Source organism: Aminipila luticellarii, assembly GCF_004103735.1.
Lineage (GTDB): Bacteria > Bacillota > Clostridia > Peptostreptococcales > Anaerovoracaceae > Aminipila > Aminipila luticellarii.
Map to the genome: position 1 here is coordinate 2,314,802 of NZ_CP035281.1, position 11,793 is coordinate 2,326,594.

Annotated in this window: 15 protein-coding genes and 1 riboswitch; of the genes, 1 reads left to right on the plus strand and 14 read right to left on the minus strand. The window is 43.2% G+C overall.

Features of this window, described 5'->3' with window-relative positions:
- Positions 1–5 precede the first annotated feature (5 nt).
- The 5 genes from groL to EQM06_RS10755 all read right to left on the minus strand — a co-directional run bounded on the left by groL (position 6) and on the right by EQM06_RS10755 (position 4,522).
- On the minus strand, positions 6–1,634 hold the full coding sequence (gene groL / locus EQM06_RS10735; protein ID WP_128746435.1) for a chaperonin GroEL: 1,629 nt from the start codon (positions 1,632–1,634) through the stop codon (positions 6–8).
- A 17-nt stretch (positions 1,635–1,651) separates the two neighbouring features.
- On the minus strand, positions 1,652–1,930 hold the full coding sequence (locus EQM06_RS10740; RefSeq protein WP_128746436.1) for a co-chaperone GroES: 279 nt from the start codon (positions 1,928–1,930) through the stop codon (positions 1,652–1,654).
- 135 nt (positions 1,931–2,065) lie between these two features.
- Complete coding sequence (locus tag EQM06_RS10745) at positions 2,066–2,752, minus strand: DUF554 domain-containing protein (RefSeq protein ID WP_128746437.1); 687 nt, start codon at positions 2,750–2,752, stop codon at positions 2,066–2,068.
- A gap of 21 nt (positions 2,753–2,773) precedes the next feature.
- Positions 2,774–3,676, minus strand: coding sequence for a DNA-3-methyladenine glycosylase family protein (locus EQM06_RS10750; protein ID WP_128746438.1), 903 nt, complete (start codon positions 3,674–3,676; stop codon positions 2,774–2,776).
- Between the two features lie 36 nt (positions 3,677–3,712).
- A complete protein-coding gene (locus EQM06_RS10755; RefSeq protein ID WP_128746439.1) occupies positions 3,713–4,522 on the minus strand; it encodes an Asp23/Gls24 family envelope stress response protein in 810 nt (269 codons plus the stop codon).
- Between the two features lie 72 nt (positions 4,523–4,594).
- On the opposite strand from EQM06_RS10755, the gene EQM06_RS10760 reads away from it, so the two are divergent.
- The gene (locus EQM06_RS10760; protein ID WP_128746440.1) at positions 4,595–4,765 is read left to right on the plus strand and encodes a DUF362 domain-containing protein; all 171 of its coding nucleotides are present in this window, start codon (positions 4,595–4,597) and stop codon (positions 4,763–4,765) included.
- Positions 4,766–4,825: 60 nt separating this feature from the next.
- Here the strand turns inward: EQM06_RS10760 and EQM06_RS10765 are convergent, their stop codons facing one another.
- The 9 genes from EQM06_RS10765 to EQM06_RS10805 all read right to left on the minus strand — a co-directional run bounded on the left by EQM06_RS10765 (position 4,826) and on the right by EQM06_RS10805 (position 11,539).
- Positions 4,826–5,467 (minus strand): redox-sensing transcriptional repressor Rex, encoded by a 642-nt coding sequence (locus EQM06_RS10765; protein WP_128746441.1) that lies wholly within the window; start codon positions 5,465–5,467, stop codon positions 4,826–4,828.
- Between the two features lie 78 nt (positions 5,468–5,545).
- On the minus strand, positions 5,546–5,776 hold the full coding sequence (gene acpP / locus EQM06_RS10770) for an acyl carrier protein (RefSeq protein WP_128746442.1): 231 nt from the start codon (positions 5,774–5,776) through the stop codon (positions 5,546–5,548).
- Between the two features lie 183 nt (positions 5,777–5,959).
- Positions 5,960–7,930, minus strand: coding sequence for a ribosomal protection-like ABC-F family protein (gene abc-f / locus EQM06_RS10775; RefSeq protein ID WP_128746443.1), 1,971 nt, complete (start codon positions 7,928–7,930; stop codon positions 5,960–5,962).
- A 26-nt stretch (positions 7,931–7,956) separates the two neighbouring features.
- Positions 7,957–8,982: a tRNA (adenosine(37)-N6)-threonylcarbamoyltransferase complex transferase subunit TsaD gene (gene tsaD / locus EQM06_RS10780; RefSeq protein WP_128746444.1), complete on the minus strand. Its 1,026-nt coding sequence runs from the start codon at positions 8,980–8,982 to the stop codon at positions 7,957–7,959.
- Complete coding sequence (locus tag EQM06_RS10785; protein WP_128746445.1) at positions 8,979–9,212, minus strand: hypothetical protein; 234 nt, start codon at positions 9,210–9,212, stop codon at positions 8,979–8,981. The genes tsaD and EQM06_RS10785 overlap by 4 nt, the downstream gene beginning before the upstream one ends.
- Positions 9,213–9,266: 54 nt before the next feature.
- Complete coding sequence (gene rimI, locus EQM06_RS10790; RefSeq protein ID WP_128746446.1) at positions 9,267–9,716, minus strand: ribosomal protein S18-alanine N-acetyltransferase; 450 nt, start codon at positions 9,714–9,716, stop codon at positions 9,267–9,269.
- A gap of 5 nt (positions 9,717–9,721) precedes the next feature.
- Entirely contained in the window at positions 9,722–10,468 is a 747-nt protein-coding gene (tsaB, locus tag EQM06_RS10795; RefSeq protein WP_128746447.1) for a tRNA (adenosine(37)-N6)-threonylcarbamoyltransferase complex dimerization subunit type 1 TsaB, read from the minus strand.
- Complete coding sequence (gene tsaE, locus EQM06_RS10800) at positions 10,465–10,899, minus strand: tRNA (adenosine(37)-N6)-threonylcarbamoyltransferase complex ATPase subunit type 1 TsaE (RefSeq protein WP_128746448.1); 435 nt, start codon at positions 10,897–10,899, stop codon at positions 10,465–10,467. Before tsaE ends, tsaB begins: the two co-directional genes overlap by 4 nt.
- 100 nt (positions 10,900–10,999) lie before the next feature.
- Positions 11,000–11,539 (minus strand): ECF transporter S component, encoded by a 540-nt coding sequence (locus EQM06_RS10805; RefSeq protein ID WP_128746449.1) that lies wholly within the window; start codon positions 11,537–11,539, stop codon positions 11,000–11,002.
- A gap of 115 nt (positions 11,540–11,654) precedes the next feature.
- A riboswitch (FMN riboswitch) is annotated at positions 11,655–11,782 on the minus strand.
- Between the last annotated feature and the right edge of the window lie 11 nt (positions 11,783–11,793).

Sequence of the window (11,793 nt, forward strand, 5' to 3'; positions counted from 1 at the left end):
TGTTTTTACATCATGCCCGGCATACCGCCGCCGCCCATAGGAGGCATAGCCGGTTCATCCTTCTTTATATCTACGATGCCAGCTTCTGTTGTAAGAAGCATTGCAGATGCGGAGGAGGCGTTCTGAAGAGCGGATCTTGTAACCTTTGCCGGATCGACGATACCTGCATTGATCATGTCAACATATTCCTCTGTGGCTGCATTGAATCCAACACCGGCCTTGTTGTTCTTGACCTCAGCAACAATAACAGAGCCTTCACAGCCCGCATTTTCAGCGATCTGTCTAACCGGTTCTTCTAAAGCTCTCATAATGATTGCCGCGCCGGTCTTTTCATCACCGGAAAGGGTCTCAACATATTTGCTTACAGCCGGAATAGCATTGACAAGAGCAACACCGCCGCCTGCTACGATACCTTCTTCAACCGCAGCTTTGGTTGCGTTCAAAGCGTCTTCAATTCTTAATTTTCTTTCCTTCAGCTCTGTTTCAGTTGCAGCACCTACCTGAATAACAGCTACGCCGCCTGCAAGCTTTGCCAGTCTTTCCTGAAGCTTTTCTTTATCAAAATCGGAAGTCGATTCTTCATACTGATGCTTGATCTGTTTGATTCGGTTCTGAATCTCTTCAGCCTTGCCGGAACCATCCACGATAACTGTATTTTCCTTCGTTACCTTAACGGATGCAGCAGTACCTAGCATATCTAATGTAGCTTCCTTTAAGTCATATCCGACTTCCTCGGAAATAACTGTACCACCCGTTAAAATAGCAATGTCCTCCATCATAGCTTTTCTTCTGTCACCAAATCCCGGAGCCTTGACAGCTACGCAGTCAAATGTTCCTCTCAGCTTATTTACTACCAGAGTGGCAAGGGCTTCGCCGTCCACATCCTCTGCAATGATCAAAAGCTTTCTTCCCTGCTGAACGATCTGCTCCAGAATCGGAAGGATCTCCTGAATGTTTGAAATCTTTTTATCGGTCAATAGGATGTAAGGGTTCTGCATATTGGCTTCCATCTTTTCTGTATCGCTGACCATATATGCGGATAAATATCCTCTGTCAAACTGCATGCCTTCTACGACTTCCAGCGTTGTTCCCATGGATTTTGATTCTTCCACTGTGATAACGCCATCCTTGCCGACCTTTTCCATGGCCTCTGCAATCAGTTCGCCAATAGTAGAATCCGCTGCGGAAACAGAAGCGACCTGAGCGATGCTGTCCTTATTTTCCACGGTCTTTGCAATATTCTTGATTTCATCCACAGCCACATCTACGGCTCCTTGGATACCTCTCTTTAATACCATAGGGTTTGCACCGGCAGCCACATTCTTAAAGCCTTCCTTAATAATGATCTGTGCAAGAAGGGTAGCAGTAGTCGTACCATCACCTGCAACATCGTTTGTCTTTGTTGCTACTTCTTTCACAAGCTGTGCACCCATATTTTCTACGGCATCTTCCAGTTCGATTTCTCTGGCAATTGTCACACCATCATTGGTAATGACCGGCGATCCAAATTTCTTTTCAATAAGAACATTTCTGCCCTTCGGCCCTAATGTAATTTTTACAGTGTCTGCAAGCTTATCAACACCTGCTTGTAATTTTCGTCTAGCGTCTTCACCATAATGTAGTTCTTTAGCCATTTTAATTCCCCTCTTTCCTATTCTACGATTGCCAAAATATCTTTCTGGCTCATAATGGTATATTCTTCACCGGCATATTTGATTTCAGTACCTGCATACTTGGAGAATACCACCTTATCTCCGGCTTTTAATTCCATCTTTTCTTCTTCTGTTCCAGGGCCTACGGCAACTACTTCAGCCATTTGAGGCTGTTCCTTCGCCTGTCCGGGAAGAACGATCCCGCTCTTGGTCTTTTCTTCAGCTTCAACCATCTTAATTACTACTCTAGCGCCAAGCGGCTTGATTCCAAAACTCATTTTTGATACCTCCTGTTTGATATATTTGATTTTATTATTTATTATGTTTTGTTAGCACTCATTAAACCTGAGTGCTAACTCTATTTTAAACTAATCTTTTATAAAGTCAATAGTTTTTTTTCAATTTTATCGATATTATGCAAACATTCCTTCTGCAACGATAAACAGCCACGGCAGAAAGATAGCGGGGATCAGATTAGCTACCTTGATCTCCTTTATTTCCATAAAATTAAAGCCAATTCCTGCGATCAAAAGACTTCCTACGGCAGACATTTCCGTGATGATTTCATTTGTGAGCAATCCCTTCATAAAGGTCGCCCCAAGAGCGATACCCCCCTCATAAAGAAAAACAGGCACAGCGGAGAACGTCACTCCGACTCCCAATTGAGAGGCAAATACAATGGCAATGACCCCATCCAATATAGCTTTAGCAAAAAGCATTTCGTGATTTCCCTGCAATCCGCTCTCCAAAGAACCTACTATAGACATGGAGCCTGTACAAAATAAGATGGAGGCTGTCACGAAGCCCTTAGAGAAATTGCCCTCTGAAAAGCCCAGCTTCCCTTCCGCCCATTTTCCCAATCGATTCATTTGTGCATCTATGTTAATGGCCTCGCCTATAATGGCTCCGATTACCAGGCTCAGGATTAAAATCATCACCCGTTTATTTTCTAATGCTCCGGATATTCCTATATAAATAAGCGAAAGAGCAATCGCCTTCATTACCAAATTTTCAAACCGCTCCGGTACTCCTTTTATTATGTATGTTCCCGCCAATCCGCACACAACAATTGCGGCAGCATTTACTATTGGTCCAAGCATGTGTACATCCTTCCTTGCTACTCATTTTTCTAACTGTCTTATATGATAAAATAAATACTGTTGTGCTATTCCCCCATACGAACCAAAATGGTCGGCAGCATAATCTGCCATATGTTTCATATCCTTTTCGTCTATCCCATACAATCGGTGCATCACCCGGCGAACCCACACATCGATGGGAAAGCTTTCATGTTTTGCCATTCCAAACAATAATATGCAATTCGCCACCTTAGGTCCCACACCGCACAGGCTGGTCAAATACGCATACCCCTTTGCCGTATCCGCCAGGGGAAGCTGCTCCAGCGTTTGTAAAATTTCCTCTGTATCTGTCGGTTCGGCACCGGCGTGATCTGCTGCGACCTTTTTCGCGGTTTCAATGATATATTTGGCCCGATACCCCAGTCTGACGGGTGCCAGCTGTTCTTCGGTCAACCGGGCGAGAACCGGTGCTTTTGGAAAAGCAAAATAGTTTCTTCCCCGAAAGCTTCCTGCCGATTCTCCAAACAGCTCACATAAGCTCTCAATACACTTTTTTATGCGGGGGATATTGTTATTTTGAGAGATAATAAAAGAAATCAGCGTTTCCCACGGATCCTGCCTTAGGATTCGTATTCCCTGTCCGGATTTTATAGCTTCCGCCATGATGGGATCTTTTTCGGCTAAAATCCTTTTAATTTCCCCATAATCCCGATTTAAATCCAGATATCCGCACCAATGCTCTTCAAACTCTGCCTCATCAATATTATCAATACAAAGCCTGCCTTCACCTTGTTCTTCCATATATGTTTCAAAACTTATATTCACCGGCTTGCCAAAAGCGATCCCGGTATAACTGCCGTCCTGCTCTCTGTTCCACCGAAAGCACTGGCCGCAGTCAAATATATGATCCACATTAAAATCCTTAACTTTTTCTCTGACTACCATCGTGTTCTCCCAGCTTGTCTTTTTTCCCCTGGCCGTCTATATCAGCCCTTTGACCTCCACGTCTACGGAATTGATATTAAAGGCCGTCATATAAGCCACATGTTCCGTAATTTCCTGCTGCAGCTCTCTGGCACATTCCATGACCTTATTGCCATATCTCATATTTACCATGACCGTCAGGCTTATACCGGTCTTTGTATTTTGGGTGAGTACCCGCACAATCGAATGCACGCCTTTATTCTGTTCCCCCAAATAATATACGATATCGTTTACCACCTTATCCGAAATAAAAAATTCCCCTAAATAGCTGTATGTAGGCCGGACTACGGACCGTTCCTGCATATTTTCCTTACTGCCGAAACCAAACCCTCTGATCATGCGAATGGGATGCAGAAAATAGCCCGAGAAATCTGTCTTTAATTGTCCTGCAGGTACCGGAATCACGTGCTTGCCCAACTCCACCCGCTGCTTTCTGGCTGCGTTTCTTTGAGCCTTTGTCGTAATATCCTCGATAAAAATTCGTTCTTCTATCTCCGGCAGCTCCAATCTTTCGGCAATTTTGTCTACCATTCCCACAGATGTCCCCAGGATTAAGATCTTGTCCGGGTCGACTTCTTTTATTTTTTCAGCAACTGCCTTACGGTGCTCTTCATCTGTAAAAAGAGCTGTTTTTATGGCCCCGATTTTCGTCGCCTGCCTTTTGGCAGACTGTCCCTGTAAGATACGGCTCTCATATATGAACAGGCCGTCATCAATAATGGCAGGAATATCCTTTTTCCCGCATACGGACATAGCCTGATAACTCTTCCCCGTTCCACTTTTTCCGACAAGAGAATAAACTTTCATCTTTACTTCTCCATTTCCCTTTGATATAATCTAATTGGCTTTTGAGCACTTTAAAAAAGGAGGATTATCAAAATGGCTTACAAAATCACAGATGCTTGCATCAACTGCGGAGCTTGCGAACCAGAATGTCCTGTGGAAGCAATTTCTGAGAATGACAACGCTAGAATCATAGATGCGGACAAGTGTATTGATTGCGGCGCATGTGCAAACGCATGTCCAACTGATGCGATCATAGAGGGTTAATCTATTATACATTCCACTATAACAAATAACCGTTTCTTTTGAAACGGTTATTTTCATTTTCTATGATAAATAATGATTTCTATTAATATGATATGCCAGCGAGTGCAATCCGTCACTCAAATGCACATTTTCTACCGCCACAGATTCCGGCACTTCCAAATCAACTGCCGCAAAATTCCAGATTCCTTTTATACCGGCAAAGGACATTCTGTCCGCTACTTCCTGTGCCGCATCCTTCGTCGTACAAATAATCCCTATATCAATAGCATTGTCTTCGATATACTGAACCAGTTCCTCACAGTCCCGAACATCAATGTCATTTATCTTGATTCCTATCAGCTTTGGATTTACTTCAAATAAAGAGCATACAACAAATCCGGCCTTATAATAGGACGTGTGATTCGCGATTGCCTGTCCCAGATTTCCTGCGCCCACAATAACCATTTTATATTCTTTATCGAGTCCTAAAATGCTGCTGATTTCATTATATAATGCTTCTACATTGTAGCCATAACCCTGTTGACCGAAGCCCCCAAAATTATTAAGGTCCTGTCTGATTTGAGAAGCGGTATACCCGATTAAATCACTCAATTCTCTTGAAGAAATTTTATCCACACCTTTTCTGTTGAGCTCATTCAGATATCTTCTGTATCTGGGTAAACGCTTAATTACCGCATTTGATATTTTTGAACCTTTTTTCATCTTTCACAATTTCCTTTTTATATCCAGTCCTATTCAATAATAACGAAAACCCGCTATCGGCGGGCTTTCTTTTGATGACTAGTTTAATTTTTCTTCAACGTACTTAACAATGTCACCAACACATTGGAATTTCTCAGCATCTTCATCCGGCACTTCAATGTCGAATTCATCTTCAATCGCCATGATGATTTCCACCGCATCCAATGAGTCCGCTTCCAAATCCTTCATCAGATGAGTTTCAAGAGTCACCTGTGATTCGTCTACGCTTAACTGCTCCATAATAATTTCCTTTATTTTGTCAAATGTCATATAACTAACCTCCATACTTCAGAAACTATATATTTCCTATACATTTCACTTCTTTTCATTTTTCTATGTCCTATTGACTAAAATTCATTATAATTTACTGTTATAGGATATGCAAGTGCATTTTAAAAAATTTTTGTATAAATTTTAACACAAATTTGCTCAAAATTTTCGCACTATTTCGCCTTATTCTTCCTGAACTAAAACCCAATGATCGTAAGCTTCCGACAATTTTGTCTTACATTCCTCGCTCCGATCGTGATACTTTGCAAGAAGTACATGGTCGCTGAAAACCTCTTCTCTGCACATTTCTTCTTCCAGCTCTGCCATTTCTTTTTCCAGGCTTTCAATTTCTTCTTCCAGCCTTTTCTGCTCCCGTTCTTTTCTTCTTGCTTTAGCTTCCAGCTCCTTATTGATCCTTCTCTGTTCGCTGGCGCTTAAATTATTGAAATCTACCGCCGCAGAAGCTTCCATGCCCCCGGAATTCTGAGCACTGTTCAATTCATTCAGATACTTTTTCCCCGACGCAATTTCTTGCTTTTTTTCCATATAATAATCATACGATCCTAGGTATGCCGTGATTCCGTCTGTATCCAGCTCCATGATCCTGGTTGGAATCTTATTCAGGAAATACCGGTCATGAGATACCACGATCACTGTTCCCGGAAAATCCAGCAGGGCATCCTCAAAAACCTCTTTCGAGGTAATATCCAGATGGTTCGTCGGTTCGTCCAGAATCAGGACATTTGCTCCGGAAAGCATGAGCTTCAGTAAGGACAGCCTTGCCTTCTCTCCGCCGCTTAAGGCTCCCACATTCAAGAATACACTTTCATTTTTAAATAAAAACCGCCCCAACAAGCTTCTCATTTCTGTATCCGTATACAACCGATAGGAATCTTTCATTTCATCAAAGACGGTATTGGCAGGATTGAGATTTTGCTGTTCCTGATCGTAATACCCAAACTGGACATTATGTCCGATCTTCAATCTGCCGCTGTCCGGCTCCATGTCGCCCATCAAAATTTTAAGCAGAGTGGTCTTTCCTACACCGTTCGGTCCAACAATACAAATCCGCTCTCCTCTTTTGATGTCCAGTTCTACATCGTGAAACAGTTCTTTTCTCTTTTGCCCGTAACCGAAGCCCTTTTGAAGCTTTTCCGTAAAGATTACATCGTTTCCGCTTTTAAACTGCTGTTTAAAGTGGATTTTCATCTTCCCTGCTAAAGCTTCCGGCCTTTCTACCAGCTCCAGATGAGATAATCGTTTTTCTCTGGACTGAGCCCGCTTAGCCAGTTTTTCTGTCCCGTGCTGCTTAAACCTTCGGATGATTTCCTCCTGTTTGGCGATTTCCTTTTGCTGTCCTTCATATTTCCGCCATTCCTCTTCCCGCCTCTGGCGCTTCTTTTCTGCGTATTCGGAATATCCGCCTTGATATGTATACAGCTTATGATTCTCTACCTCAAATATCCGATTCACCGTCTGATCTAGGAAATACCGATCGTGGGAAATTAAAATAATGGTTCCGCTGTAGGATTTCAGATACTGCTCTAACCATTTTAAGGTCCCGATATCCAGGTGGTTGGTCGGTTCGTCTAAAAACAAGAGATCCGGCTTCTTTAAAAGCAGGCAGGCAAGAGCCAGTCTGGTTTTCTCCCCGCCGCTCAGCGTGGATATTTTTTTATCATAAAAGTTCTCCGTAAAAGCCATGCTATTTAATATGCCGTTTATTTCACTTTTATAACTATATCCGTTGCATCTGTTGTAGGCTTCCATTATTTCATCATATTTTTGAAGCAGTTTATCTACATTCTCTCCCCTTGAGGACTTCTCTGCAATGTCCTGAGACAATTCAGCCATATCCCGTTCCATGTCTGCCACATGGCTGAAAATGGCCGTTACCTCTTCTATTAACGTTTTATCCGAATCAAAATTCTGGCTCTGTTTTAAATATCCGATGCTGGTATTCGCAGAAATAAATACATTTCCGTCGTCGCACGGCATTTCTCCGCACAGGATGTTCAGCAGCGTGGTCTTTCCGGCACCATTATTGCCAACGATTCCAATCCGATCCCCTTCATTCACATGAAAGGAGACCTCTTGAAGTATGATGTCAACTCCATAGGTCTTGGTTATATTCGTCGCTGAAAGTATTATCATATTATATCTCCATTATTTTTACTCTTTCAAATATCTGTAAGGGGCAGATTTGGATAAGCATCCAGAGTCAGATCACTGACAAATCCGGCCTTGTATTTGTAATATGCCGCACAGCCGATCATGGCTGCATTGTCCGTACACAAAATCGGTGCAGGCCGATAAAGCTGGATTCCTTTATCTCCGCATTGCTCCTGCAGCATTTCTCGAAGCTTGCTGTTAGCGGCCACCCCTCCTGCCAGCACAAGCTTGTCTTTTTTCATTTCCTTTGCGGCATGAACAGCCTTGGTGACAATGACATCCAGAACTGCCTGCTGAAAGCTGGCCGCCACATCTGCCCGATTCACTTCTCTTCCTGCCTGCTTCTCCGAATTGATATAATTCAGCACACCGGTCTTGATGCCGCTGAAGCTGAAATCATAGCTGCCCTTTTCTAAAAACACCCGCTTAAATGGAATCGCCTCCGGATTTCCTTCTTTTGCAATCTGATCGATCAGGGGACCTCCCGGATACCCAAGCCCAAGCACTCTGGCCACTTTATCAAAGGCTTCTCCCGCCGCATCATCTCTGGTACCGCCGAGTACCTCAAAGGAATTATAATCGTTGACTTCTACGATATTGGTATGTCCCCCTGAAACCACCAGAGCCATAAAAGGCGGTTCCAGTTCAGGATACTGTATGTAATTGGCACTAATGTGCCCTTGTATATGATGTACTCCCACTAAAGGAATATTCTTCGCAAAAGCATACGCCTTTGCAGATGCCAGACCGATAAGTAATGCCCCCACAAGTCCGGGTCCGTATGTTACACCGATCAGATCTACATCATCCAGTGTGACCCCGGCCTCTTTCAACGCCTGATCGGTCACCTGATTGACATTTTCCAAATGATGTCTGGATGCGATTTCCGGTACGACCCCTCCAAATACTTGATGGATCTTGATCTGTGAGGCAATCACGTTGGAAAGCACTTCTCTCCCTTCCAGAAGCAAGGCTACCGAAGTCTCATCACAGCTTGATTCAATTCCCATTGTTAAAAATTTTCCGTTTTTCATTCCATTCTCCCAATATTTGTGTCCTCACGCGCAATGCACTCGTTATCCGCGGATAAGTGCCTGCAATTTTCACAGGACATATAATCCGACATATTAAATGTACTGAAATCATGTCTTCTCTCAAATCTGCTGCACGTGGAAACGGGATGACTCATATCATCATAATAATCTTCACTGCTGTTATAATAATGATTGTCCCTGTTCTTGTTGCTGCCATAGTACGTGGTCATTTCAAAACACCTCCAAAATACACTTTTATCTTAGTATTTCAAAGGCTATCTGTTTTATTCATGGTTGCGCCACATAATAATAGCGTTTTCACCGTTATCCAAATAGTAACCCTTTCGGATTCCTGCTGATTTAAAATTAAATTCTTTATATAAGCCTTGTGCCGGCAGATTGGATTCCCGGACTTCCAGTGTGAAACTGTTCAATCCGTTCTCCTCCGCTGCGTCGATCAGCGTAGCAACGATGGCTCTGCCGATTCCTCTTCTCCTGTAGTCAGGAGATACCGCTACATTTGTGATGTGCCCTTCGTCGAAAATAGCCCATAACCCCGCATATCCCACAAGCTTTCCGTCAATTTCCGCGGCAATATAAAAAGCCCTGTCATTTTCTGTAAGCTCCTCTCGAAAAGCTTCTTCACTCCACGGATCGGCAAAACAAATTTTGTCCAAATCCGCCATGGCTCTTATGTCCTGCTCTGCCGCAGCTCTGATCATCAAGTCACTCATAGCACTCACCGGTTGCTTTGTGCGGCTTTTGCTTCTTCCAATTTTCGTTCCGCTTCAGCTTTTCTCATATAATTGGGCTTTAATTCGTCGTACGGACACGTTTTTCCTTCTTTATATAATTCAAATGCCAATTTTGCGGCAGAAGACGCTTTTTGATAGCGAATTCCAGCATCCGCAAACTTAATTTGTATATTGCTATTTAACGATGAATTTTGCCATTCCTCTATTTGAGCCTTATATGCTTCGACACCATCTCCAAAAAAAGTGACTTCCTCTGCTTTCTCCCTTAAAGCAGACTCAAGTGCTTCTAAAAGCTCGGCAAGCATATAAGCATTTCCTTCTACCACTTCCCATATAGAGTCACCTTTCCACTTATAGGCGCCTCCGTATACCTGACTTCTTCTGGCATTAAAGATAGGGCAATACACCCCCTGATACGATTCCGCATTATAAAGAAAGGTCTTTAAGGTAGGCACACTGATACAAGGAATCTGCAGTGCCTGCGCCAACGCTCTGGCGGAAGAGACGCCGATTCGGATACCTGTAAAGGAACCCGGGCCTTCCGATGCTGCGATTGCTGTCAAATCGCCTATCTGCAATTTACTTTTTTCGAGCACCTTTCCCACCATTGGCATTAAAAACTGCAAATGATTCAGCGTTTCCGAAGAAGCTTCCTCAAAAATCTGACCCTTCTCATCAATAACTGCCACAGAGGCCGATGCTCCTGTGGTCTCAATCGCTAATATATTCATAGACCCGCCTCCAGTCCTTTTATGTCGTATATTCTTTCCCCTTCACGTTCCCCATACGAAAGATGGATCACGATGGCATCCTCCGGAATAATCTCTGAAATCAGATCTGCCCATTCCACAATGCACACACCGTTTCCGAAAAAATACTCTTCATATCCGATTTCAAACATTTCTTCCACATCTTTTATACGGTACACGTCAAAATGGTAGAGCGGCAGCCGTCCGTCCTGATATTCCTGAACAATCGTAAAAGTAGGACTTGTAATGGTTTCTTTGACGTCAAGCCCCTCTGCAATATATTTGGTCAGTGCCGTTTTACCTGTTCCCAAGTCCCCTATCAGGGCAACAATATTTCCTGATTTCAGTTTGTCCGCAAGCTTTAACCCGAATTTCCTCGTTTGTTTTTCATCTCTTATCACTAATTTACTCATACCTTTTATTGTACCACACTATCCGTTTTAATAACATATTAAAATGCCCTGACAAAAGAATCAAGGCATTTGATCATTTTTATTTCATTGCAGCATCCGGCTATCTGTGCAAGAACCCGGAGATTCTCTTATATAAGAAAAAGGTCATCACGGAATTCACACCGGCTTTTATCAAGTTAAAGCCTGCGATAAAGCCCATCAGATCTTTGACTGTACTAACAGGCCATCCCGTATAATACGGCGTGATAATCAAATTTGCGATAATCATTACGATGGTCATCACAATGGAACCCGAAACCAGGGCAAGAACAGCTTCTCTCTTATTTTTCCTTCCCCTGTATAATAGTCCTGCTGTCAGAGCAAAAGCTCCCGTGGCCAGTATGTGCATGATGATACCGTATAAGCCGCTTGCAGCGCTTACGGTAATTCCCTGAATCACTGCGGTGACCGCTGCCAGCAGAAGGCCCGCCATGGGTCCAAAGGCAAACGTACCGATCAAGATCGGAATGTCTGCGGGATCATATTCCAGAAAGGGTACGGCAGGAAAAATCGGAAAATGCACCAAGTAGACCAAAACCACTGAAATTGCTACCAGCATGCCCATTTTGGCCAGTTTTATCGTTTTATTTTGTGAAGTCATTTATCTAGTTCCTCTCAATCTTTTTATAATGGGAGATTCTCTCTCTTACGGCACTAAAAAACCCTGAGATTTCTCTCAGGGCCTGCTCAACTGAAATAAACGCATATAAAAAATATGCCTGTTTCTTTCGTCCGGACTATACCGTCGGTATGGGGATCTGACCCATTCTGCCTTTCGGCTCGCGGACTCGTAGCTAAGCTCATTACCGCCGGTGAGGATTTGCACCTCCCCCTGAAACAATTATGTAACGTATT